25 protein-coding genes are annotated in these 24,094 nt (G+C 66.9%); 9 read left to right on the top strand and 16 right to left on the bottom strand.

Going from position 1 to position 24,094, the window contains the following annotated elements; translation table 11 throughout:
* Positions 1-64: 64 nt before the first annotated feature.
* The 6 genes from P9A17_RS00975 to P9A17_RS00950 all read right to left on the bottom strand — a co-directional run bounded on the left by P9A17_RS00975 (position 65) and on the right by P9A17_RS00950 (position 5,886).
* Complete coding sequence (locus P9A17_RS00975) at positions 65-598, bottom strand: TetR/AcrR family transcriptional regulator (RefSeq protein ID WP_278036725.1); 534 nt, start codon at positions 596-598, stop codon at positions 65-67.
* 153 nt (positions 599-751) lie between these two features.
* Positions 752-1,777, bottom strand: coding sequence for a Gfo/Idh/MocA family oxidoreductase (locus P9A17_RS00970; RefSeq protein ID WP_278036724.1), 1,026 nt, complete (start codon positions 1,775-1,777; stop codon positions 752-754).
* A 31-nt stretch (positions 1,778-1,808) separates the two neighbouring features.
* Complete coding sequence (locus P9A17_RS00965) at positions 1,809-2,681, bottom strand: sugar phosphate isomerase/epimerase family protein (RefSeq protein WP_278036723.1); 873 nt, start codon at positions 2,679-2,681, stop codon at positions 1,809-1,811.
* Positions 2,681-3,673: a sugar ABC transporter substrate-binding protein gene (locus P9A17_RS00960; protein WP_278036722.1), complete on the bottom strand. Its 993-nt coding sequence runs from the start codon at positions 3,671-3,673 to the stop codon at positions 2,681-2,683. Before P9A17_RS00960 ends, P9A17_RS00965 begins: the two co-directional genes overlap by 1 nt.
* A gap of 13 nt (positions 3,674-3,686) precedes the next feature.
* Positions 3,687-4,685 carry a sugar phosphate isomerase/epimerase gene (locus tag P9A17_RS00955; RefSeq protein ID WP_278036721.1) on the bottom strand — a complete coding sequence of 333 codons (999 nt, stop codon included), beginning with the start codon at positions 4,683-4,685 and terminating at the stop codon, positions 3,687-3,689.
* Positions 4,686-4,701: 16 nt separating this feature from the next.
* Positions 4,702-5,886 carry a Gfo/Idh/MocA family oxidoreductase gene (locus P9A17_RS00950; RefSeq protein WP_278036720.1) on the bottom strand — a complete coding sequence of 395 codons (1,185 nt, stop codon included), beginning with the start codon at positions 5,884-5,886 and terminating at the stop codon, positions 4,702-4,704.
* A gap of 144 nt (positions 5,887-6,030) precedes the next feature.
* Between P9A17_RS00950 and P9A17_RS00945 the strand changes: the two genes are divergently transcribed.
* Positions 6,031-7,011, top strand: a complete 981-nt coding sequence (locus P9A17_RS00945) for a LacI family DNA-binding transcriptional regulator (protein WP_278037003.1) — start codon at positions 6,031-6,033, stop codon at positions 7,009-7,011.
* Here P9A17_RS00945 and P9A17_RS00940 read toward each other — a convergent pair.
* Positions 6,950-8,128, bottom strand: coding sequence for an MFS transporter (locus P9A17_RS00940; RefSeq protein WP_278036719.1), 1,179 nt, complete (start codon positions 8,126-8,128; stop codon positions 6,950-6,952). The genes P9A17_RS00945 and P9A17_RS00940 overlap by 62 nt on opposite strands.
* Before the next feature lie 74 nt (positions 8,129-8,202).
* On the opposite strand from P9A17_RS00940, the gene P9A17_RS00935 reads away from it, so the two are divergent.
* Positions 8,203-9,084 (top strand): LysR substrate-binding domain-containing protein, encoded by an 882-nt coding sequence (locus P9A17_RS00935; RefSeq protein WP_278036718.1) that lies wholly within the window; start codon positions 8,203-8,205, stop codon positions 9,082-9,084.
* Between the two features lie 56 nt (positions 9,085-9,140).
* On the opposite strand, the gene P9A17_RS00930 is transcribed toward P9A17_RS00935, so the two are convergent.
* Genes P9A17_RS00930 through P9A17_RS00915 form a run of 4 tightly spaced genes read right to left on the bottom strand, consistent with a single transcriptional unit; the run spans position 9,141 to position 13,376 of the window.
* Positions 9,141-10,013 (bottom strand): sugar phosphate isomerase/epimerase family protein, encoded by an 873-nt coding sequence (locus P9A17_RS00930; protein WP_278036717.1) that lies wholly within the window; start codon positions 10,011-10,013, stop codon positions 9,141-9,143.
* A 2-nt stretch (positions 10,014-10,015) separates the two neighbouring features.
* Positions 10,016-11,047 (bottom strand): Gfo/Idh/MocA family oxidoreductase, encoded by a 1,032-nt coding sequence (locus tag P9A17_RS00925; protein ID WP_278036716.1) that lies wholly within the window; start codon positions 11,045-11,047, stop codon positions 10,016-10,018.
* Between the two features lie 8 nt (positions 11,048-11,055).
* Positions 11,056-11,961, bottom strand: a complete 906-nt coding sequence (locus P9A17_RS00920) for a sugar phosphate isomerase/epimerase (RefSeq protein ID WP_278036715.1) — start codon at positions 11,959-11,961, stop codon at positions 11,056-11,058.
* A complete protein-coding gene (locus tag P9A17_RS00915) occupies positions 11,958-13,376 on the bottom strand; it encodes a sugar porter family MFS transporter (protein WP_278036714.1) in 1,419 nt (472 codons plus the stop codon). The genes P9A17_RS00920 and P9A17_RS00915 overlap by 4 nt, the downstream gene beginning before the upstream one ends.
* Positions 13,377-13,484: 108 nt before the next feature.
* Here P9A17_RS00915 and P9A17_RS00910 point away from each other — a divergent pair, with 108 nt between their 5' ends.
* From P9A17_RS00910 to P9A17_RS00880, 7 genes are all read left to right on the top strand, one after another.
* A complete protein-coding gene (locus tag P9A17_RS00910; RefSeq protein WP_278036713.1) occupies positions 13,485-14,528 on the top strand; it encodes a LacI family DNA-binding transcriptional regulator in 1,044 nt (347 codons plus the stop codon).
* 133 nt (positions 14,529-14,661) lie between these two features.
* Complete coding sequence (locus tag P9A17_RS00905; protein WP_278036712.1) at positions 14,662-16,086, top strand: wax ester/triacylglycerol synthase family O-acyltransferase; 1,425 nt, start codon at positions 14,662-14,664, stop codon at positions 16,084-16,086.
* Between the two features lie 74 nt (positions 16,087-16,160).
* Positions 16,161-16,739, top strand: coding sequence for a TetR family transcriptional regulator (locus P9A17_RS00900; RefSeq protein WP_278036711.1), 579 nt, complete (start codon positions 16,161-16,163; stop codon positions 16,737-16,739).
* A 52-nt stretch (positions 16,740-16,791) separates the two neighbouring features.
* Positions 16,792-18,033 carry an amidohydrolase family protein gene (locus P9A17_RS00895; RefSeq protein WP_278036710.1) on the top strand — a complete coding sequence of 414 codons (1,242 nt, stop codon included), beginning with the start codon at positions 16,792-16,794 and terminating at the stop codon, positions 18,031-18,033.
* 31 nt (positions 18,034-18,064) lie between these two features.
* Entirely contained in the window at positions 18,065-18,844 is a 780-nt protein-coding gene (locus tag P9A17_RS00890) for a cobalt-precorrin-4/precorrin-4 C(11)-methyltransferase (RefSeq protein ID WP_278036709.1), read from the top strand.
* Positions 18,841-19,476 carry a 5,6-dimethylbenzimidazole synthase gene (bluB, locus tag P9A17_RS00885; RefSeq protein ID WP_278036708.1) on the top strand — a complete coding sequence of 212 codons (636 nt, stop codon included), beginning with the start codon at positions 18,841-18,843 and terminating at the stop codon, positions 19,474-19,476. Before P9A17_RS00890 ends, bluB begins: the two co-directional genes overlap by 4 nt.
* A complete protein-coding gene (locus P9A17_RS00880; RefSeq protein WP_278036707.1) occupies positions 19,473-19,772 on the top strand; it encodes a hypothetical protein in 300 nt (99 codons plus the stop codon). Before bluB ends, P9A17_RS00880 begins: the two co-directional genes overlap by 4 nt.
* On the opposite strand, the gene P9A17_RS00875 is transcribed toward P9A17_RS00880, so the two are convergent.
* The 5 genes from P9A17_RS00875 to cobF are packed head-to-tail and all read right to left on the bottom strand — an operon-like array spanning position 19,745 to position 24,088.
* A complete protein-coding gene (locus tag P9A17_RS00875; RefSeq protein WP_278036706.1) occupies positions 19,745-20,560 on the bottom strand; it encodes a DNA-formamidopyrimidine glycosylase family protein in 816 nt (271 codons plus the stop codon). The two genes, P9A17_RS00880 and P9A17_RS00875, sit on opposite strands and share 28 nt — an antisense overlap.
* 12 nt (positions 20,561-20,572) lie before the next feature.
* Positions 20,573-21,097 carry a bifunctional adenosylcobinamide kinase/adenosylcobinamide-phosphate guanylyltransferase gene (locus P9A17_RS00870; protein WP_278036705.1) on the bottom strand — a complete coding sequence of 175 codons (525 nt, stop codon included), beginning with the start codon at positions 21,095-21,097 and terminating at the stop codon, positions 20,573-20,575.
* Positions 21,094-21,837, bottom strand: a complete 744-nt coding sequence (locus P9A17_RS00865) for a cobalt-precorrin-6A reductase (RefSeq protein ID WP_278036704.1) — start codon at positions 21,835-21,837, stop codon at positions 21,094-21,096. The genes P9A17_RS00870 and P9A17_RS00865 overlap by 4 nt, the downstream gene beginning before the upstream one ends.
* Complete coding sequence (locus tag P9A17_RS00860) at positions 21,837-23,312, bottom strand: cobyric acid synthase (protein WP_278036703.1); 1,476 nt, start codon at positions 23,310-23,312, stop codon at positions 21,837-21,839. Before P9A17_RS00860 ends, P9A17_RS00865 begins: the two co-directional genes overlap by 1 nt.
* Positions 23,309-24,088 carry a precorrin-6A synthase (deacetylating) gene (gene cobF, locus P9A17_RS00855; RefSeq protein ID WP_278036702.1) on the bottom strand — a complete coding sequence of 260 codons (780 nt, stop codon included), beginning with the start codon at positions 24,086-24,088 and terminating at the stop codon, positions 23,309-23,311. Before cobF ends, P9A17_RS00860 begins: the two co-directional genes overlap by 4 nt.
* Positions 24,089-24,094: the final 6 nt, after the last annotated feature.

The raw sequence follows: 24,094 nt of genomic DNA, 5'->3' as shown, positions 1-24,094 counted from the left end.
CAAAGTAAGTACGCCCTTAGTTAGGGCGACCTTACAAGGATGTGGGCGCTGTGTACGGGCTCCCCTATCCGGACCGGACGTGCTCCCGGGCGTTCTGGACGGCGACCCCGACGATCACCGCACGAATCTGGCGGGCGATATCGCCCCTGGTCATCGGCTCCGGCGAACCGTTGGCGAACGCGAAGATCAGGCCACCGAGGTACGACAGCACCACCGATGCCTGTTCGTCGAGCAGGGCCTTGTCGAGTGGCCCGTCACCGGCTTGAACAGCGAGCACCAGGCGTTCGACGAGGGCGCGGAAGCTCACCGCCATCTCCTGAAACCCCGCGGCGATGTCCGGATCGCCCTTGGCGAGCATCGTCAGCTCCAGACGAGCCCGAGTGCGCGCGAGCTGGGGTTCTGCCCGGATGGACAGGATCTGTCCGGCCAGAATGTCGGCGATAACGTCGCCGGAGCTGTTGGGCACGTCCTTGAACGCCTCGGTGAATGCTTCCGCGTCGTAGCGCACGAGCTGATCGGCGACACCGTGCAGTAGCGCCGACCGGGTCCGGTAGTAGAAGGACGTCGTGCCGTCGGGGACGCCCGCGAGGCGATCCACCTTCAGATGGCTCAGGCCTCGTGGACCGTCGTCCGCCAACAACGCGATCGCGGCGTCGCACAACTGGCGACGCCGCTCGGCGGCATTGTTCCTTCGACGGGTGTCAACAGGTGGATGGTAGACGGGAACCTGATGCGAGCGCAGGTCACGGGATCATCCGATGGTGACCGTGACTCCGTCGGCGGCGCTTCGCCTGGCTGCGTCGAGCACCGCAAGCGTGGCGATCGCCTCGGCGGCGGGTACCGGTTGGGGTCCCGCGCCGGCGACGGCCGCGGCGAAGCGCGCGTAATAGTCGGCGTAGGCGCCCTGCTCCGACGGCACCGCGCGGGTGCCGTCCGCTGTGGACAGCACACCCCAGCGCTCTTCGACCTCATAACCCCAGTGGTCGGGGTCGTCTGCCGGGAGACGCCCTGCGAAGACGGCCTGCACCTGCACATCCTGCTGCGTCGACACGTAGCTGCCCCGCGAACCGAACAGGCGCAGTTCCCGCGAGTTCACGTGGTTGAGCTTGCTCGCCGACAGATGGGAATGGGCACCACCGACATGGCTGATGGTGATGACGAATCCTGCGTCGCTGCGCCCTTCGGGCGCGTCCACCCAGTCCAGGTTCGCCGTCACCGCCACGGCGGGCCCCAGCAGCCAAAGTGCCTGATCCACAACGTGACTGCCGAGATCACGCAGGAGCCCGCCCTCAGGTCCCGCCTCGAAGGTCTTCGGATCATCTTGATCCATGCGGGAATCGAACCGCCAGACGTCACCGACCCCACCGCTGTCGAGGACGCCGCGCAGTGTGGTGATGTCGGTGTCCCAGCGCCGATTGTGGAACACGCTCAGCAGAACTCCGGCGGCCTCCGCCGCGTCGACCAACTCCCGTCCGGCGGCCGCCGATGGTGCGAACGGCTTGTCCGCGACGACGTGCACGCCACGCCCGACGGCTTCCAGGACGAGTTCGCGACGGGTCTGCGGCGGAGTGGAGATCGCGACCGCGTCCACGCCCGCATCGAGCAGCGCGCCCAGAGAGCCGTACACCGGCATGCCGGGGAGGTCAGCTTCCACTTCGGCGACACGCTGCGCCGAACGTGCCACCACCCCGACGAGTTCACACCCCTTGGCCGCCTGAATGAACGGCGTATGGAAGTACCGTCCTCCCACTCCGTATCCGACCAACCCGATCCGCATCGATTGTCCTGTTCTCGCTCGTCGCCGTTGGTCAGCGGTATTTGTTGATGTAGTCGGTCATGGTGGCCAGTTGGTAGCGCGAGACGTCTTGGGCTGTTTCGTCTTCGGCGAACACTGACGACACCATCACGGTGTCGTCGCGGTCGTAGAAGCCGAGCTTGGCCAGGCCGCCGAAGAACTCGTCCCAATCGACATCGCCATCGCCGATCTTGAGGTGCTGGTGTACCCGCACCGGATTCCCCGGCGGGTTGGTGATGTACCGCAAACCATGCGAGCGATGGTGATCCATCGTGTCCGCCACGTGGACCAGGCGAAGCTTGTCCCCGGCCGCAGCCATGATCTCGGCCATCCCGCCACCCATATGGAACGTGTGGCACGCGACGTACACCATGCCGATGTTCGGGGAGTTGACGCCGCGGATGATGCGCAGCGCCTCCAATCCGTCCTCGACGAAATCATCGGGATGCGGATCGATGCGCACATCGATGCCTTCCCGTTCGAAAATCGGCACGAGTTCTTCCATCGACCGGAAGAACGCTCGCTCGGACTCCTCCGCCTTCTCCGGCCGGCCGGAGAACTCGGTATTGATGACGTTCACGCCAAGATCGACGGTGATCTGCACAACCCGCTTCCAATACCGCACCGCCGCTTCGCGAGCGTCCTCGTCGGGACCTGACCACCGCAACACCGGCAACACCGACGCAATCCCCACACCGGCATCGGCACAGGCCTTGCGGAACTTCGCGACCAGATCATCATCAGCGCGCGGATGGTTGAAGAACGGAATGAAATCCCGATGCGGCGTCAACTGCAACCACTCAAACCCCAACTCCGCCACCACAGAAGGCAACTCCAACAGCGAGTAGTCGTAGTGGAACGGCGTCGGATCCAACGCAATCCTCATCAGCGCGTGCCGTTCTTGGCGTACTCGGCGATGGCCTCGACGTTGGTCTTGTCGATGAACGCCGGTCCGGTGAGTGTCGGCTGCCCGCCGCCGACCACGTTGCCGTTGTTCAAGTAGAGCCACAATGAATCGACCGCGAGATAGCCCTGCAGGAACGGCTGTTGGTCGACGGCCCACTGCACCTGGTCGGCGTTGATGGCATCGACGAGCGCGGCGTTGGTGTCGAACGTCGCGATCCGTGCGGTGCTGCCCGCGCCGTCGGCCGCCTCGACGGCGGCCAATGCGATGGGGGCGCCGAGCGTCACGATGTAGTCGATCGACGGGTCCTGTTGCAGCTTGGCGGTGATGGTCGACTGCACCGACGGCATGTCGGTGCCGTTGACGTTGAGGTTCTCGACCGCACCGCCGAATCCGGAAGCAACACCAGCACAACGCGATTCCAGTGCCACATTGCCTTGGTCCTGGATCACGCAGATCACCTTGGTGGCACCGTCGGCCGCGAGTCGTTCGCCGGCGGCCTGGCCAGAGATCATCTCGTCCTGACCGAAGTACGCCTTGGCGCCCGCTTCCTTCCAGTTGTCGATACCGGCGTTGAACGCGACGACGGGAATGCCCGCCTCGACAGCGCTCTTGACCGCGGGAGCCACGGCCTCGGGCTTGGCCATCGTGACCGCCAGCGCGTCCACGTTGCTGTCGATCGCGTTCTGCACGAGGTTGGACTGCTCGGGACCCTGCAGTTCGGCGGAGTACTTGAGCTCGATGTTGTCCTTGGCCGCCGCGGCTTCGGCACCCTTGCGGATCAGATCCCAGAAGGTGTCCCCGGGCGGACCGTGCGTGACCATCGCGACAGTGAAGCGGGGCGTGTCAGCCTGGCCCGCGGACATTCCTCCGCCGTTCTGCTGCGGTTTCCCGCCCGTACTCGAGCACGCGGTCATCGTGACCAAAGCGGCGACGCCGACAGCGACCGCCGCCACCTTCCTGAATTGCGGCATGATCTACAACCTTTCAGCCGATGGAGACGGAATTGGCGGATTTGAGCGTTTCGGCTGCCACCTGCAGTCCCTCCAGGGGGCCGAACGCGACGTCTTCGTGTTCGATGTTGACCCACATGTCCGGGTCGACTACTTCGAGCGCCTGAAGGAAGCGCGCCCAGAAGTCGACATCATGACCGCGACCGACGGCGACGAAGTCCCACGCCGAGTCTTCGGGCCACTTGTTGACGACGTGCTTGCCGCCGAGGCCGGTCGGATTCTGGTCCAACGGGATTCGGGTGAAGCGCTCGTCGAGCACACCGTAGATTCGGCAGTTGTCGTTGATGCGGGTGTCCTTGGCGGCGGCGTGGAATACCAACGGGCCGAGCCATTCGATCGCCGCGACCGGGTCGATGCCCTGCCAGAACAGATGCGACGGGTCCATCTCCGCACCCACGTGCGTCGCACCGGTCTTCTCGACGAGCCGCTTCAGGGTCGGCGGGTTGAACACCAGGTTCTGCGGATGCATCTCGATGGCGACCTTGACGCCGTTTTCCCTTGACAGCTGGTCGATCTCGGACCAGAACGGCACCGCGACGTCGTCCCACTGGTAGTCCAGCGAGTCCAGGTAGCCCGAGTCCCAGGTGTTGACGTTCCACGCAGGCCAACGGCCGCCGGGGTGCGCGTGGGGCAGGCCCGACATCGTCACGACGCGGTCGACACCCAGCAGTCCGGCGACCCGGATCGCCTTGCGCAGGTCGTCGGCATCCTCGGGGCCGACCTCGGGGTCGGGATGCAGCGGGTTGCCGTTGCAGTTCAGGCCTGCGATGGAGACTCCGGTGCCGTCGAACGTCGACAAGTACTGCTCGGCGGAAACGGCCCCCGACAGCAGGTCATCGACCGGCAGGTGCGGGGTGGGCAGGAACCCGCCGGCGTTGATCTCGGCACCGGTCAGGCCGAGCGACCCGATGATCTCGAGCGCCTCGCGCAGCGGCTTGTCGTGCAGGATCGCGGTGTAGACACCGAGCTTCATGGCGTGGATTCCCTTCTCAGTACTGAACTTTGACGGTGGCTCCGCCGGACGCGGCGGATTCGGTGATGGCGGCGACGAGGCGCAGGCCGTGCAGGCCGACCTCGAAACCGGGCAGCGGCCCTAGGTCGCCGATGCCTGCGATCTGATCGAGGAAAGCACGCGCCTGGTATCCGAACAGGTCGGCGACGCCGTGGCCGACACCGCCTGCGTCCATGGGCAGACCGCCGCGGATGTAGGGGTGGTCGGGTCCGATCAGCACGCGGCGGGAGCCGGCGAGTGCGCCGGTGAGTTCGTCGCTGGACAGCTGGAACTCCCCGGCCCGATGCAGGTCGAATTCGGCGGACCCGCGGGAGCCGAAGAGTTCGAAGCCCAGGCCGTCGGGCAGGTTGTGGGCGACCCGGGACGCCGAAAACGTGCCGACGGCGCCGCTGTCGAACCGTGCAGTGAACGTCGCGATGTCCTCGTTCTCGACGGGGGCGAGCTCGTCGCTGACGGCGCCCTTGGTGTGGCCGTAGGTGACGCCGATCGGGACCGGACGATGCGTGACCAGGGTCGCGAACGATGCGCCGCTGACCTCGGTGATCGGCGAGCACACGAATTCGGCCAGATCGATCAGGTGGCTGCCGATGTCGGCGAGTGCGCCGGACCCCTGGCCGCCGCGGTATCGCCAGGTGATCGGCGAGGTCGGATCCAGTGCGTAGTCACACCAGTAGTGCCCGTTGAAGTGAATCAGCTCGCCGAGCTCGCCTGCGGCCAGCGCGCGGCGGATCTGCTCGACCGCGGGTGACCGGCGGTAGGTGTACCCCACCGCGGTGACGCGGTCCGACTCGGCCGCCGCCGCGACCATGGCCTCCGCGTCCTCGACGGTGCCTGCCAGTGGCTTCTCGCACAGCACGTGCTTGCCTGCGGCGAGCAACCCCTCGACCATCTCGCGATGCAGGTGGTTGGCGACGACAACGCTGACGGCGTCGATGTCCGGCGCGTCGGCGATCGCGCGCCAGTCGTACTCGGCCCGCTGGTATCCGTACCGCGTGGCGTTGTCATCGGCGACGGCAGGATTCGCGTCGGCGATGGCGACGAGCCGCACGTCGGGACGATCGGTGCCGAACAGGGTCGTCGCGGTGCGGTAGCCGGCGGCGTGCGCGCGGCCCGCCATTCCGCCGCCGATCACGGCGACGCCGATCGAATCACGTTCTGTCACGGTTGCTCCTGCTTCATCGAAGTACGAATCTGTTCCGGTCTACTAGACCGGTCTAGTTCAGTTACTATGAACGGCGTCACATCGGGTTGTCAACCCCCGGGGGGCGAGGAGGAATGCGTGGCCGGCGAGCGTCTGCGACCGACGATGCAGGATGTCGCCGACAAGGTCGGTGTGTCCAAGGCGCTCGTCTCCGTGGTGTTTCGCAACGCACCGGGAGCAAGCGCGGAGACGCGGCAGCGCGTGCTGGATGCCGCCGACGAGATCGGCTACCGCGTCAACCGCAACGCCGCGCTGATGACAGCCAAGCGCTCACACCTGATCGGGGTGATGGCCAAGATCGGCAGCGGGTTTCACGCCGAAATCGTGGAGGATCTCGTTGCAGCGGCGGACCGGGCAGGTTACGAGATCGTGTTGGGTGCCGTCACTCCCACGCACGACGAGTCCCGAGTGATCGAGACCCTGCGCGACTTTCGTTGCGAGGGACTGCTTCTCATCGGTCCTGAGCTGCCGGCGCGCGAGTTGGCCAGGCTCGGCACGGCCCTGCCCACTGTGGTGATCGGCCGGCGAATCACCGAATCCAGTCTCGATGTCGTGCGATCGGCCGATGGTCGCGGGATCGGTTCCGTCGTCGACCATCTCGTTTCCCTGGGCCACCACGACATCGTCCACGTCGACGGCGGATCGGGCACGATCAGCGCAGATCGCCGGTCCGGATTTCTACGCGCGATGCGACGCCACGACCTCGAACGCGAGGCTCGCATCATTGCCGGAGACTTCACCGAGATCGGCGGTATGCGCTCCGCGACAGAACTTCTCGATACCACGCTGCCAACGGCGATTGTGTGTTCCAACGACTACAGCGCCATCGGGGTCATCGACCGGCTGCGGCGCGCGGGTGTGTCTGTACCGCAAGATGTTTCCGTGAGCGGCTTCGACAACAACGTTCTCGCGCGGCTGGGCAGCGTCGACCTCACATCGGTCAGTCAGCAGCCGCAGGAGCAGGCCGACCGTGCAATCGATGCCGTGGTGCAGCGCCTTGACGGCGGCAGAACTGAGCCGCTGTCTACCGTGCTGGCACCGGCTCTCGTGATCCGCGGCTCGACGGGGCCTGCCCCATCACGGTGAGCGCCAGCGCAATGACACCCAGCGCCACCACCAGCGCCGCCACCGCGAACCATCGGCCGTGCGACCAGACCACGCCGCCCAACCAACCGAAGAGGCTCGACCCCAGGTAGTAGCCGATCGTGTAGAGGGACGTTGCCTGAGCCCGTCCTGACGGGGCCCGCGCCGCCACCATGCTCGACGCCACGGCATGCCCGATGAAGAACCCGGCGGTCAGCACGGCCACCCCGGCGACGATCGCGAGCAACGGGTGAGCCACCGTCACCGCGGCACCGACAGCCACCATCGCGGAGGCCCCGCCCAGCACCGCGGGAGCTCCGAATCGTTCACTCAGCCAACCGGTTCCACGCGACCCTGCCGTGCCGCCGAGGTAGGTCAAGAAAATCAGCGACACCATCGTCGGCGCCAGGTCATACGGGTCGGCGATGAGCCGGAACGGCAGACAGTTGAACACGATCATGACGGCACCTGACAGCACCATGCCTACGAGGACGATCGGCCATAACCGCGGATTGCGGAGGTGCGCGGCCAGGACACGCACCGTGCTTTCCGGTCTCTGCCCGCCTGGCGTCGGGGGTATCAGACCGATCATCGCGAGCATCAGGATCGCGACCGCAGCGCCGAGCACGAAAAGTGCGATACGCCAGCCCCATTGGTCGGCGGCAGGGACGGCGAGCAGGCGGCCGCTCAACCCGCCCACCGAGGTGGCTGCGACGTAACTACCAGCGGCCGCCGCGGCACGGGCCGGCGAGAACACCTCATGCGAGAGCGTCATCGCCAACGCCGGAATTCCGCCCAGAGCGACACCGTGCAGGAGCCGACCGGCCAGTAGCCACTCGAACGTCGGCATCAGCGGGACGGCGACGGCGCATACGGCCGCGGCGCCCGCCGCGATCCGCATCGCCGGGCGCAGGCCCACGCGGTCGGCGACCCATGCCCACGCCAGCACCGACACCGCCAGACCCAGCGTCGTTGCCGAGATCAGCAGGGTCACCGACGATGGGGCGGCCCCCACGTCGCGCGCAATCTGCGGTAGCAATCCCTGCGGGGCATACATGGCTGCGAAGGCCGCCAGACCAGCGCTCCACAGCGTCGTGATCAGACGGCGTTCGACAGACACCCGACCATTGCACCGAACATCATTTATCGTGTGAAGGTCCGATTCTATCTTTCAGTTATAGGCAGTGAGTATCAATGCTTGAGGTTCGCGAAGCCCGGTACTTCATCGCCGTGGCGGAAGAACTGAACTTCGGCAGGGCGGCCGAGCGGCTGCAGATGTCGCAGCCGCCCCTGTCTGCTGCGGTCAAGGCAATAGAGAAGCGGCTCGGAGTGCTCCTGCTCAACCGGACGACGCGTCATGTCGTCGTGACCCCGGCAGGGACAGTCTTCTTGGAACGCTGCCGACGCCTCGTCGCCGCCGCGCAGGACGCCGAGTCCGCGACGCGACTTGCCGCCGAGGGACAACTCGGTGAACTGCGCATCGGGGCGGTGTCCACGGCCTTCACTTCCGTATTGCCCAAAGCGCTTGCTTTGCATGGCCAGTCGCGACCCAACGTGGACGTCAGCGTCCGCGAGGTGGACACCCACTACGGTTCGGAGTTGTTGGCGCGCCGTGAGATCGACATCGCCGTCGTCCGCCACGGACCGGCTCGGCCATGGCTGCACCACGTGACGCTGACCAGCGAACCGTTCGTGCTGGCCGCCCCTGCGGGATGGCGCCTTCCGCGAGCGGTCGGCACCGATCTCGCGTCAGCCGCCGACCTGCCATGGGTGTGGATTCCGCGGGGTGGCACGCCCGACTACCATGATCAGGTCGCCGCCTGTTGCCGGGACGCCGGGTTCACCCCGCAGGCAAAGCATTTGGCGCAATCGATCAGCAGTCAACTCTCGATGGTCGCCGCGGGCCTCGGCGTGGCACTTGTGCCCGCGAGTTCGGTGGCGGGTTACGACGCTATCGCCAGTGTCCGCGTCCGCTCACCGCTGACGATCGCGATGAGTGCGCTCTACCGCACCGACTCCGACGTGTTGGTCACCGAGTTCATCGACGCACTCGTCGAGGCTTCTCGCCGAAACTGAACCTGTGCAGCGAAAGTGCGAGTGCGCACCTGCGCAGGTTCAGTTTCGGCGGTTGGTCAGCGGTACTTGTTGACGTACTCCGTCATGGTCTTGAGCTGGTAGCGCGAGACGTCATGAGCCGCTTCGTCTTCGGCGAACACTGACGACACCATCACGGTGTCGTCTCGGTCGTAGAAGCCGAGCTTGGCCAGGCCGCCGAAGAACTCATCCCAATCGACATCGCCATCGCCGATCTTGAGGTGCTGGTGTACCCGCACCGGATTCCCCGGCGGGTTGGTGATGTACCGCAAACCATGCGAGCGATGGTGATCCATCGTGTCCGCCACGTGGACCAGGCGAAGCTTGTCCCCGGCCGCAGCCATGATCTCGGCCATCCCGCCGCCCATATGGAACGTGTGGCACGCGACGTACACCATGCCGATGTTCGGGGAGTTGACGCCGCGGATGATGCGCAGCGCCTCCAATCCGTCCTCGACGAAATCATCGGGATGCGGATCGATGCGCACATCGATGCCTTCCCGTTCGAAGATCGGCACGAGTTCTTCCATCGACCGGAAGAACGCTCGCTCGGACTCCTCCGCCTTCTCCGGCCGGCCGGAGAACTCGGTGTTGATGACGTTCACGCCAAGATCGACGGTGATCTGCACAACCCGCTTCCAAGACCGCACCGCCGCTTCGCGAGCGTCCTCGTCGGGACCTGACCACCGCAACACCGGCAACACCGACGCAATCCCCACACCGGCATCGGCACAGGCCTTGCGGAACTTCGCGACCAGATCATCATCAGCGCGCGGATGGTTGAAGAATGGGATGAAGTCCCGGTGTGGCGTGAGCTGCAGGTGTTCGTACCCCAATTCGGCGACAAGAGAGGGGAACTGGAGTAGTTCGTAATCGTGGTGGAACGGTGTGGGATCCAGTGCGATCTTCATGGTCAGGCCCCCGGGATCGAGGCGCGGTCGACCATCGTGACCGCGACGGGTTGACCGGACTGCAGTGCCTGCACGCCCGCCTCACAGACGGCGGTTGCGGCGTAGCCGTCCCAGGCGGTGGGACCGTCGGTGTAGTCACCGGTCGCAGACCCGCGCCGCACCGCGTCGACCCACCGCTGGATCTCGGTGTCGTAGGCACGGCCGAAGCGCTCTTTGAAGCCCGGCGTGATCGTCCCGCCCCAATGGCCGGGGGCGCTCTTGCGGACCATCCCCACGTCGAGACCGATCATGGCGCTGCCCTTTTCGGCGACGAGCTCGGTGCGCACCTCGTAGGCGACCCCGGTGGTGACGAACAGCTCGACGTCGACGTGCCGGCCACCGGCCGTGCGCAGGATCGCGATCTGCGGATCGAACAGGCCTTCGCGGGCGAGTCCGTTCGGTGCCGGTTTGACGATCTGGATGGACTCGATCTCCTCACCGAACAGGAAGCGGGTGACGTCGACTTCGTGGACCAGGGAGTCGCGCACCGTCATCACGGAGTCGAAATGGTCGGGGACGGCCGGGTTGCGGTGCACGCAGTGCAAAACCAGCGGGCTGCCGAGTTCGCCGCCGTCGAGCAGTGCCTTGAGCGCCATGTACTCGTCGTCGAAGCGCCGCATGAAACCCACCTGGATCAACCGGATTCCGAGCTCGGCCTCGCGGCGCACCACCTCGAGGGACGTCTCGACATCAGTGGTCAGCGGCTTCTCGCACAGCACCGGCTTGCGATGCTCCAGGCAGGCGAGCAGCTGCTTCTCGTGGGTCGGGCCGGGCGTGGCGAGGACGACGGCATCCACACCCGCGTCGGCGATGGCATCGAGCGGATCGGCGATCGCGCGGCAGCCGTCGATCTCGGCGGCGATCTGCTCGGCCTTCTCCGCGACGAAGTCGTTGACGACGGCGACCCGGGCCCCGGAGATCCGGGAGGCGATGCGCGCCACGTGGTCGGCACCCATCAGGCCGACGCCCAGCACGGCAATACGCAAGTCGGACATGGATTCTCCTAGTTGAACGTGACGGACGGGATGCCGCAGGACCCGAGGTAACTGCGGGTGCGCTTGGCGATGGGCAGGGGCGCGTCGACCTCGCAGGGGTACATGTCCTGCTCGACGATCGCGAACACGTCGATGCCGAGCTTCTCCACCTCGGCCAGCAGCGGCGGCATCTCCGGAATGCCCAGGGGTGGTTCGGTCATCGCACCGAGCTTGACGGCCTCGCCGAACGGGAGATCCTCCGCTTCGACCTTGGCACGCACCTCCGGGTCCACCTGCTTGAGATGCAGGTACCCGATGCGCTCAGGGGCGCGGCGGATGATGGCGATGTTGTCCCCACCGCAGTAGGAGATGTGCCCGGTGTCCAGGCACAGGTTCACGAACGCACCGTCGGTGCCGTCGAGGAAGCGGTAGACGTTCTCCTCGGTGTCGACGTGAGAGTCGGCGTGTGGGTGGTATTGCGCTCGCACACCGTACGTTTCGAACATCGCCTTACCGAGATCGTTCATGCCGCCGGTCTTCTTGGCCCACTGCGCCTCGGTGAGATTGCGGTCTTCGAGTACCTGACCGGTGGCGGGGTCGCGCCACATCTCGGGGATCACGACGACATGCTTGCCGCCGACCGCGGCGGTCAGTTTCGCGACGTCCTCGATCTGCTTCCACACCGCCGACCACGAATCATCCTGATGCAAATGCTCGAACACCGTACCCGCCGAAAGCTTCAGGCCACGGGCGGCTAGCTCATCGGAGAGCTGCGACGGGTCGGTGGGCAGATATCCGTAGGGGCCCAGCTCGATCCACTCATAGCCGGATGCGGCTACCTCGTCCAGGAACCGTGTGTAGGGCGTCTGCTGCGGATCGTCGGGGAACCAGACACCCCATGAGTCCGGGGCGGATCCGACGCGAATAGTGCTCATACTGCTGTCCTTTCAGAGTTCAGGGTTGAGGCGGTGCCCATCGCTTCGAGACGCTCTTCGAGCTGCTCCAGCGAGGTGCCCTTGGTTTCGGGAACGGTGCGCTTCACGAAGACGAACGAGCCGATGTTGATCAGTACGAAGAGTGCGAATGTGCCGGTGGAACCGAGCGCACTGTTGAGCAGCGGGAACAGGAATGAGATGACGGCGTTGGTGCACCACAGCACGAACACCGCGATGCCCATGGCGAAGCCGCGTACCGACAGCGGGAAGATTTCCGAGAGCAACAGCCATACGCAGGTGCCGATGAACATCTGCACGAACCCGACGAACAGCACCATGCAGCCGAGAATGAAGTAGCTGCGTGCGGTGTTCTCCGGCAACAGGAATGTCGCGGCGAGTGCGGCCTGGGACGCGGCGACGCCGGCGAAGCCGATGAGCAGCATGGTGCGGCGGCCGATGTAGCCGAGCAGGACGATGCCGATGATCGTGGTGACGACCGATGTCACGCCGACGGCGATCGTCGCGACGAGCGCGGCGCTGACTCCGAGCCCGCTCTGCTCCAGAATGGTTGGGGCGTAATAGTTCACCGTGTTGATGCCGGTGGCCTGCTGCACGATCGCGAGCCCGCATCCGATCAGCACCACACGCCGGATCCACGGCACGTCGCGGATCACCGAGAACGGGGTACGGGTGGTCTTGAGCATGTGGTTGGTGTGTTCGACGACGACGGCGTACTCGGTTTCGGCTTCGGCGGGAGTCCGGCTGAGCGACAACACCTTCTGTGCCTCCGGCAGCCGGCCCTTGAGGGCGTACCAGCGTGGTGAGTCGGGGAGGATCAGCATGCCGATCAGCAGCGCGACCGCGGGAACCGCGGCGACGGCGAGCATGGTGCGCCACACGTGCGGGTCGTGGACGAGGTGGTCGAGCAGGGCGTTGGTGGCGAAGGCGAGCATCTGACCGGTGACGATCATCAGCTCGTTGATGGTGACCATGCGGCCGCGCCGGTCGGCGGGCGCCATCTCGGCCAGATACAGCGGGCACGTGACCGCGGCGGCACCGACGCCGAGTCCGAGGATGATGCGGGCGGCGACCATGATCTGCACGTTGGGCGCTAACGCACAGCCGATCGCGCCGACGAGGAACAGGCCGGCGCACACCAGCAGGGTGCGCTTGCGGCCGATCCGGTCGGCGACGCGGCCACCGAACAGCGCCCCGAAGGCCGCGCCGGGGAACAGCAGAGAGCTGACCACGGTGGCCTCACCGAACGCGGACAGCCCCAGGTCGTCCTTCATGTAGAGCAGGGCACCGGAGATGACGCCGGTGTCGTAGCCGAAGAGAAGTCCGCCGAGGGTGGCGATGACGGTGAGCTTCGTCAGGAAGCGACCCGAGCGTTCGGGTGGGGCCTGTACGGACATCGGGTTCCTCGTTTCTCTGACTAACGCGCGTTAGTAACGCGCGTAAGGATTACTATGAACCGCACTCCGTAGATGTGTCAACCGTCACTCGTCCGAAGGATCCCGCCCGTGAGCACACCTCGCCGTCGCCGCCCTAACGCGACGTCAGGCCGACCCACGATGGCCGATGTCGCGCAACGGGCAGGAGTGTCACGGACGCTGGTGTCGTTCATCCTCGACGGCAAGCCCGGTGCCAGCGACGAGACACGGCAGCGGGTGCTCGCGATCGCCGAAGAGATCGGCTACCGCCCGGATTCGGCGGCTCGGCTGCTCGCGCAGGGCCGCAGCAGAACGCTCGGCGTCATGAGTGACATCCGTCAGCTCTTCGAATCCGAACTCGTCACCCACATCTACCCGGCGGCCGAGAAGTTGGGCTACGAGGTGCTGTTGTCGGCCAACCTCCCCGACCGCACCGAAGCGGCCGTCTGCGACTCGCTTCTCAGCCATCGATGCGGCGCGCTGATCCTGCTCGGTCCCAGAGCGGAGGACTCGTTCTTCGATCATCTGGCCGAACGGGTTCCGGTCGTGGTGGCCTGCCGCCGCCTTCGGGAGATCACGACCGAAGCCGCGCTGGCATCGGTGAGGACCAACGATTCCACGGGAATTCGGCAGGCGATCGACTACCTCGTCGGATTGGGACACCGCAGCATCCATCACGTCGACGGCGGCATGGATCCAGGGTCGGCCGACCGGCGGCAGGCCTATGTCGATGCAATGCGCGCACACGGACTCGCCGACGAGGTCACGGTGATACCGGGCGCCCACAACGAGGAGGCCGGCGCCGCGGCGGCCCACACGATGCTGGCCGCACGGGGACTGCCCACCGCCGTGCTGGCGGGCAACGACCGCTGCGCCCTGGGCATTCTCGATGTGTTCACCCGGGCGGGTGTCGACGTCCCCGGCCAGGTGTCGTTGATGGGATACGACGACAGCAGGCTGTCGGAGAACCCCCGCATCGACCTGACCACGATCCATCAGGACGCCGAGGAGATCGCCGGCAACGTTGTCGACCTCGCCATCCAGATGCTCGTCGACGGGCCGTCCCGCGCGGCGGACGTCGTGCTCGAACCGACCCTCGTCGTGCGCGGAACGACTGCGCCCCCGCGTAATTGACGCCCGGCGCATTTGCTGGAATCCGGCCCGTGCTGCGGCTGGCGATGGCATCAGATGTCGGGTCGGTGACGGCAAGGGTGACAATCACCCCAATCCACGTCGCTCCCACCGGCGCGCCCGTACTCTCTTGCAGATGCGATTGTCCAGCGTCGATGCCGCCTTCTGGTTCGCTGAGAATCTCAAATGGCACATGCATATCGGTGCGATCGCGGTGTGCGATCCGTCCGAGGCGCCGGCCTTCAGCTTCGATCTGGTGCGCGATCTGATCGTCAGCCGGTTGCCGGAGTTGCCGCAGCTGCGGTGGCGCGTCGAGGGCGCACCACTGGGATTGGACCGCCCGTACTTCGTCGAGGACGAGGACATCGACGTCGACTTCCACATCCGCCGGATCGCGGTGCCGTCACCGGGCGGCAGGAAGGAGTTCGACGAACTCGTCGGCCGGCTGATGTCGTACAAGCTCGATCGGTCAAAGCCGCTGTGGGAACTGTGGTTCATCGAAGGACTCGAGAACGGCCGCGTCGCGGTCGTGACCAAGATGCACCACGCGATCGTCGACGGAGTGTCCGGCGCAGGCCTCAGCGAAATTCTGCTCGACGTCACCCCGGAGCCGCGTCAGGCGACCATCGACGTGGCGCGCTCCCTGGTCGGCATGAAACCCCCGCGCCGGGAGGTGCAGGCGGTCAACGGTCTGGTCAACGTCTGGGTGAAGACGCCGTACCGGATCGCCAGGCTCGTCGAACAGGCGGTGCGCCAGCAGATCGCCGTCCGCAACATCGACAACAAGCCGCCCCGCTACTTCGATGCGCCGAAAGTTCGCTTCAACGGCCCGATTTCACCGCACCGCCGAGTGGCGGGCGCCAGCGTGTCGCTGGACCGGGTCAAAGCCGTCAAGCAGGCGTTCGACGTGAAGCTCAACGACGTGGTGCTGGCGTTGGTCTCCGGCGCGCTGCGCAACTACCTCAAAGAGCGCGATGAATTGCCTGCCAAATCACTGGTTTCGCAGGTCCCGGTCTCGACACGGTCGGAGAACGACGACACCGTCGGCAACCAGGTCAACGCGATGACAGTGGTGCTCGCCACCGACGTTGCCGATCCGGCTGAGCGCATCAAGGCGATCTACTCCTATACGCAAGGCGCCAAGGAGATGACGAAAGCCCTTACCGCGCATCAGATCATGGGCTACACCGAGACCACACCCCCGGGCTTGCTCGCGCTCGCGTCGCGGGCGTACGCCGCGAGCGGGATCGGCAGCAACATCGCGCCGATGAACGTCGTCATCAGCAATGTGCCCGGGCCAACCTTCCCGCTCTACCTCGGCGGCGCACGCGTCGAGCACCTCATGCCGCTCGGGCCGCTGCTGTTCGACGTCGCCCTGAACGTGACGTGCTTCAGCTACTGCGGCTGGATCGACTTCGGGTTCATCACCACGCCGGAGATCGCCAGCGACATCGCCGACCTGGCCGACCAGATCGAGCCCGCACTGCACGACCTCGAGGTGGCCGCCGGGATCGTCGTGGACCCGACACGCAAGCCGCCCCGCAAGCGCGGACGGCCGTGACCCTTAACAGATCGTCATAATTCCGCCGCGGCGCAGCCGACGCGCACCCTGATCTGGCTGCGACAATGGTCGGTATGTATGAGGTGGAGCAACCCAGCCTCCGGGAGCGCAAGAAGATGCGCACCCGCGAGACGGTCCTTCGCGAAGCATTCCGCCTGTTCGAGACCAACGGGTACGCGAACACGACCGTCGAACAGATCGCCAGAGCTGCCGACGTATCGCCGCGGACGTTCTTCCGGTACTTCCCGTCCAAGGAATCACTGCTCGTCTCCGACCGATGCGTCGAGCCGATCTGCACGGCCTTCAAAGCGGCGCCGGCCGAGTTGTCCCCGGCGGCCGCCTACCGCCACGCGCTGATGCATGTCTTCGGAACCATGGACCGCGACGAACTCGACTTCATGACGGCGCGTCAACATCTGATGTACACGATGCCGGACGTCAAGGGCGCGCTCTATGACGAGTACATCCACAGCATGCGGGCTCTGGCCGAGGCGGTAGCCGTCCGGTTGAACCGTCCCCGAGAAGATCCCATCGTGCCGGTTGTCGCGGGCGCGATCACCGGCGTGATGATGGCGACCGCCGACGAGTCACCGCTGGCGAGTGACGCCGTCCTTCTCGCGCTCGACCTCCTCGACAAGGGTCTGCCCGAGTAACCGATCAGCGGTCCGGGACCCGCTACCGTTGGCATTACAGTAAGGTAGCCCCATGACCCGCCCCACCGAGCAGTTCCGGGATGCGCCGATCTTCGACTCCGATCAGCACATGTATGAGACCCCGGAGTCGCTGACCAAATACCTCCCGCAGCAGTTCTCCCGGGCGGTGCAGTTCGCGCAGTTCGGCCGTCATACGCGGATCGTCATCAACAACCACGTGTCCGATTTCATCCCCAACCCCACCTTCGAGCGGGTCGCGGCGCCCGGCGCACACGAGAAGTTCTTCGCAGGTGAGAACACCGAGGGCCTGACCCTGCGCGAGATGCAGGGCCCAGCGATCGAAGCACCCGCGGCCACCCGCAACCCCGCCGATCGGGTCGCCGAACTCGACCGCCAGGGCGTGCGCGAGGCACTCAACTACCCCACGCTGGCCAGCCTGATCGAGCACGCCACCGCCGACGATCCCGAGCTCACATTGGCCGTCATCCATGCGCTCAACGAATGGATGCTCGAACACTGGACATTCGACTACGAGGGCCGCGTGTTCTCCACGCCGATCATCAACCTCTCCGAGGTCGACGGCGCCCAGCGCGAGCTTGAATACCTGCTCGCCAACGGCGCCAAGGTGGCGTTGATCAAACCCGGCCCGGTCAACGGTCTGCGCGGCTGGCGCTCCCCAGCCCTGCCCGAGTTCGATCCGTTCTGGCGCGACGTCGAAGCCGCCGGGCTGCCGATCGTGCTGCACGCGAGCTACCCGCCGCTGGACGAGTACGTCGGCAAGTGGGAACCCCCCTACACGCAGAACTTCATGGCACAGAGCGCGTTCCGCTGGATGGTGCTGGGCCACCGCGAGATCGCCGACATGATCACCGCGCTGATCTGCCACGGCACGCTGACGCGCTTCCCGAAGCTGCGCATCGCCAGCGTCGAGAACGGCAGCTCGTGGATCTTCCCGCTGTTCAACGACTTCGAAGAACTCGCCAAGAAGATGCCGCAGAACTTCCCGGAGCATCCGCTGGATGTGTTCCGCCGCAACATCTGGGTCAGCCCGTTCTGGGAGGGCTGCGTCTCCGACGTCGTCAACACCGTCGGCTGGGACAAGGTCATGTTCGGATCGGACTACCCGCACCCCGAGGGCCTCGCGGAGCCTAAGGGCTTCTGGAAGTACGCCGAGGGCATGGACGTGCGCCGCACCTACGACTTCATGGGCGACAATGCGCGACGGTTCATGGGCCTGCCGATCGCCAACCCGGATCCGGCCGCAACCTATCCTCCGGTATTGGCCACGCCCTGAGGCGTCGCGCGCTGTCCTAGACTCGGCGTCGATGAATGACCGGGCCGTGCAGTTCGTCGGGGCGGGACCCGGCGCTGCGGATCTGCTGACCGTGCGCGCCGCTCGGCTTCTCGGCGAGGCCGGTCTGGTGCTGTACCCGGGGACCTATCTGGATCCCGACGTGCTCGCTCACTGCTCGCCGGGGGCCGAGCTCGTCGACACCGCCCAGATGGACCTCGACGCCATCGTCGCCCGGCTGATCGACGGTCACCGGGCCGGTCTGCAGGTGGTGCGGCTGGTGTCCGGGGACCCGTCGGTGTATTCCGCGGTGTCCGAGCAGTCGCGCCGTCTGGACGCGGCGGGCGTGCCCTGGACAGTGACGCCTGGCGTGCCGGCCTACGCGGCGGCCGCGGCCCGGGTGGGACGCGAGTTGACGGTTCCCCTGGTCGCCCAGTCGGTGGTGCTGACCCGCACCCAGCAACGATCGACGGTGATGCCGGAGACGGAGTCGCTCAAGGCTTTTGCCGCGACACGGGCCACGCTGGTGCTCCATCTTGCGATCACCCGGATCAGGGAGCTGATGGCCGAGGTGCGCGACGACTACGGCCCAGATTGCCCCGCGGTGGTGGTGTACCGCGCCTCGCAGCCGGAGGAGACGGTGCTTCGCGGCACGGTTGCCGATATCGCCGATGCCGTCGACGCGGCCGGTCTGCGACAGGCCGCGGTGATCCTCGTCGGCCGGGCACTCGCGGGCACACCCGATCCCTGCGCGGGTGAGAGCCATCTGTACGACCCGGCGCGCGATCGGGCACCCTCCAGGGACTGCTCGTGAACGACTGTGCGACAGCGCTTTACGACGTCATCAATCGGCGCCGGGATACCCGCCGCGAATTCACCGGCGCGCAGATGGACGACGACGTCCTCGAGCGGGTGCTGCTGGCTGCGCACGCCGCGCCGTCGGTCGGGATGTCGCAGCCGTGGGACTTCGTGCTCGTCAGATCCCCGGAAACGTTGCGCCTCTTTCGCGATCACGTGGCCGGGGAGCGGGAGGCGTTCGCCGCGGAGCTGTCCGGCGAACGTGCCGAGACGTTCGGCCGCATCAAGATCGAGGGGATCTGCGAATCCGGCCTCGGTGTCGTCGTCGGCTACGACCCCACCCGAGGCGGACCCCAGGTGCTCGGCCGTCACGCGATCCCCGACGCGGGCCTGTACTCGGTAGTCTGCGCAATCCAGAACCTGTGGCTGGCAGCGACTGTCGAAGGCCTGGGGGTCGGGTGGGTGTCGTTCTACCGCGAGCATTTCCTTCGCTCCCTCGTCGGCATGCCCGACCACGTCCGGCCGATCGCGTGGCTGTGCGTCGGCGCCGTCACCGACCTGCCCGACGTGCCGGATCTGGAGCGATTCGGCTGGCGCGCAAGGTCATCGCTCGACACGGTGGTGCACCGGGAACATTACGGCCGGTGAGCGAACCGGCGAAGACCGACGACGGGCACTATATCGTTGTCGACGGGCGGCGTTGGCGAGCAACGGATCCGATGATTCCGGAAGAGCGGCGCGCCGAGCTGACCCGCATCCTGATGGCGTGGCGGCGCGAGGTCCGTCGCACCCGCGGCACCGACGAAGAGGCCGGCTCACGCGCGGGCGTGAACGCCGCGAAGGTGGCCTTGGGTGAGCGTGGGACGCCGCCGTGGTGGGAGCAGACGGATGCGCAGCGCCGGGCCCGCTGGGAGGCTCAGGTTCCCTCTCCCGAATCCTCCTGACCCGGTTGGCAGACCGGACACCACCACGTGCGACGCCGTTCTGGGTCGTTGGGCACCTCCGCGACAACGCGTACCCGCGTGCCGCACCGCAGACACGGCCGTCCCGCCCGGCCCGCGACCCAGTGCATTTCGCCCTTGCGTCGGATGCCGGTGGTCACCTGCATGGCGCCTGGCACGGTGGCCGAATGACGCAACGCCCGGGCGCCGAGCGCGAGCAGGGCCTGCACGTCGATCGCGCCGACCGGCGTCCAGGGATTGTGCCCCCGCAGGAAGCACAGCTCGTTGGCCCACAGATTGCCGAAGCCCGCCACGCAGCGCTGGTCCAGCAGAGCGGCGACGAGCGGACGTTCGGGTTCGCGCGTGAGCCGCCGCACGGCCTCGTCGAGATCCCAGTCGTCGCGCAGCGGATCCGGGCCGAGGTGACCGACCACATCGGCCTCGTCGGCTGTGCGGACCAGATCGACCACGGGAAGCCGGATTCCGTAGGCCGCGGGGCCGTCGGTGCGGAAAAGCACGCGAACGTCGGGCATCGTCGCGCGGGGCAGCCAGCGGCCTTCCGCCGAGATCGTCCATGACCCGGACATCCGCAGATGGGTGTGCACCGTCACGCCGCCCGACAGCCGGGTGAGCAGATGCTTGCCGTGAGTGACATGCGCGCACACCGTTCGCCCTGTCAGATCGTCGGCGGCGTGCGCAGGCACCCGCAACTCACCACGTGTCAGGACACGGTTGTGCAGCGCACGATCGAGTCGACGCGCCAAGGCATAGACGGTGTCGCCTTCAGGCACGGCCGCGGGCCATCAGAGCGTCAGCACCCGGCCTGCGATCACCAGGTGCACGTCGTCGCACACCGCGGCCACCCGTTGATTGACGGTGCCGAGCAGGTCGCGGAACATCACACCCGACCGGTGCGACGGCACCACCCCGAGTCCGACCTCGTTGGTCACGACCACGGCGTCGGGCACTTCCGTCAGCGAGTCGCACAAGGCGGTCACGTGCCGCTCGACCACTGCGGCGGCGTCGCGGGAACTGCCGTCCCAGAGCCCGGCGTCGTCGAGCAGTGCGGTGAGCCAGGTTCCGAGGCAGTCGACGAGCAGTGCCCCGCCGGCGTCGCGAACGGCAGCGGCGACATCGGTGGTCTCGACGGTGCGCCAGTGCGCGGGACGGCGACTGCGGTGCCCGGCCACCCGGGCGTCCCAGTCGGGATCGCTGCCGTCGGCGGGGCGACCCGGCGCGATGTAGGTGACCTCGCCTGCGGCAGAGAGCAATTCCTCGGCGTGCCGGGACTTCCCCGAACGGACGCCGCCGGTGACGAGAACCTTCACGGGGACATCCTAGGGAGGCCGCGCGTCCACTCCGCGGCAGCGGCCACGTCGCGCACGGTCGGCACCCCGGACGCGCGGGCAGGACGCCGCACGACGACGACGGGAATGCCGAGCAGGTCGGCGGCCTCCATCTTCGGCCAGGTGTGTTCGCCACCAGAATCTTTCGTGATCAGCACGTCGCAGCGGTGCTCACGCATCAACTCCAGTTCGTCGGCGAGGGCGTAGGGCCCGCGGCTGGTCACCAGCTGCCACGCCGGGGGCAATGGGCTCTCGGGGGCCTGCACCACCCGGGCCAGCACCGCGTGGTCGCGCAGGTCGGGGACGAAGCGATCGATCTCCTGGCGCCCGACCGTCAGAAAAGGCCGCCCGCCCAGACGACTCGCGGTCGCGGCGGCGTCCTCGTGGTTGTCCACCCAGTGCCAGGACTCGCTGGAGCGCTCGGTCCACCCGGGCCGCTCAAGCCGCAGCAGCGGCACATCGTCGGCACCGCACGCGGCGGCCGCGTTCGCGGAGATGTTCTTGGCGAAGGGATGTGTCGCGTCGACAACCGCCGCGTACTCCGCCAACACGGCGCGCAGTCCGTCGACGCCGCCGAACCCGCCGACACGCACCTCCCCGACGGGCAGGCGCGGATCGGCGACGCGGCCCGCGAGCGACGAGGTGACCTCGATGCCGTCGGCGGTGAGCAGTTCAGCGAGGGCGCGCGCCTCCGCGGTACCTCCCAGCAGCAGCACGCGCATCACGGCGCGCCCGGAGGAAGGAACGGAAGTCCTTGCGGAGAACCGTTTCTGGCGAGCTTCAGCAGAGCATCGACGTCGAGGTGCTGTTCGACGAGATCGCCGAGAAGGTCCAGCCGGGCCTCCCGCGCGTGCGCGAACGACACCTCCGACGGGGCCAGTCCCAGTGACTCTCGCAGGAAGGTCCGGCGCAACGCGTCGCCCTCCAGCGCGCCGTGCCACATGGTGCCGAACACGTTGCCCGCTCTGGCGCCTCCGAGGAACTCGTCGACCGCAGGCCCCCGGGTGATGCGGCCGTGATGGATCTCGTAGCCTGTCGCCGGTACATCACGCCAGCGGCCCTCGGGAAGCCGAAGTGTCTTGTCCGCAACGAAATTTGTCTCGACATCCAGGAGCCCGAGACCTTCGACGGCGACGGCTCGGCCCTCGATGCCGTCCGGGTCGCGGATCGCGCGGCCCAGCATCTGGAACCCGCCACAGATACCGAGAACAGGTTTTCCCGCCTCGGCGTGATCGAGCACCGCGCGGTCGAGGCCGCGCGATCTCAGCCATGCGAGATCGGCGATGGTGGCCCGGGTTCCAGGCAGCACGACGAGGTCGGCGTCAGCCAGAGCTCCGGGATGGGACGTGAAGACGACGTCGAGTTCGGGCTCCAGGCCGAGGGCATCGACGTCGGTGAAATTGCTGATGCGCGGCAGACGCACCACTGCGACCCGGCGGGCGCCGGACCGCACCGACCGCCGTCCCTGCAGTTCAAGAGCATCCTCGGAGTCCAGCCAGACGTCGGGGCTCCACGGTAATGTACCGAAAACTCCTCTGCCGGTTAGTCTTTCGAGATCGCGCAAGCCGGGCGCCAGCAGGTCCAGATCGCCGCGAAACTTGTTGACCACAAAGCCGGCGATCAGAGCCTGATCCTCCGGCGAGAGCAGCGCGACCGTGCCGAAGAACGCGGCGAAGACGCCGCCGCGGTCGATGTCGCCGACCACGACCGTCGGCAGACCGGCGTGACGCGCCAACCCGAGGTTGACGTAATCGCCTGCCCTGAGGTTGATCTCGGTGGGGCTTCCGGCGCCTTCGGCGACGACGACGTCGTACCGGCCGGCCAGTTCGTCGTAGGCGGCGTGGGCAGCCGCGGCCAGCGCGCGTCGACCTTCCAGCCAGTCCGACGACGACACGTAACCCCACGGCCGGCCCATCAGAACGACGTGGCTGCGCCGGTCGCTGCCCGGTTTGAGGAGCACCGGGTTCATCGCCGCCTCCGGGGTGGCCCGTGCGGCCAGCGCCTGAATCCATTGCGCTCGGCCGATTTCCACGCCAACACCATCCGGCCCCAGGCACACCATGGAGTTGTTGGACATGTTCTGCGCCTTGTACGGCGCCACCTTCAGACCCCGCCGCGACAGCGCACGGCACAGTCCGGTGGTGACCAGCGACTTGCCCGCGTCGCTCGTCGTGCCGGCGATCAGCAGACCCGTCACGACGGCTTCCTCAGCAGGAAAGCATCCATGACCCACCCGTCGTCAGCCTCGGCCTCAGCCCGCGCCGTCGCGATCGCGGGCAGCACCGTACCCAGCCTGCCGGTGACCAACCGCTCGCCGCCGGCGCCGAGATTGACGCCCCACCAGATGGTCCAATCGTCGAGTCCGCTGAAGTCGAGGCGATCGGGCGGCGGGTTCAGCATCGCAACGACGTTGTCCAACCCGGCAGCGACGGCTTCCTGCAGCCTGCGGCCCGTGGTGATGTGCACCGGTTTGCCCACCTCGTGCAGGACGATCCGGTGGCGTGCGGCCAGCAGCTGCGGCGCGCTGATGCCGGCGAGCACATCGAAGTCGACGTCCACCGATTCGGGCCCCAGCAGGGCCCGCACCTTCTCGACGACGCGGATCGTGGAGTCGTACAGGGACGGATCGCCCCACACCAGAAACGCTGCCGTGCCTCGGCGTTCCCGGAGGACCGCGGCATACTGCGTCGCACGCGCGTCGTGCCAGTCGGCCACCGCCGATTCGTAGCGGCTGGTCGTGAGTCCCTCCGAACGGTCGCGTCGAGGGTCGGGTAACACGACGAGGTCGGCGGGCCCGTTCGGGCCTGCATGCTCGGTCAGGATCTGCCTGCGCAGCGCGAGCAGCCGGTCGTCTTCGCTCTTCTCGGCGGCGAGCACGTAGTCGACGGTGCGCAGGGCGTCGGCGACCTCGGCGGTGACGTGCTGCGGCCCCATGCCGACGCCGAGGATGCGGATGCTGACCGGGGCGCTCATGTCAGC

The sequence above is a fragment of the Mycobacterium sp. 236(2023) genome (assembly GCF_029623955.1).
GTDB lineage: Bacteria > Actinomycetota > Actinomycetes > Mycobacteriales > Mycobacteriaceae > Mycobacterium.
Note: the sequence above shows the minus strand (reverse complement) of the source record. Positions and strands in the feature narration are given on the sequence as shown.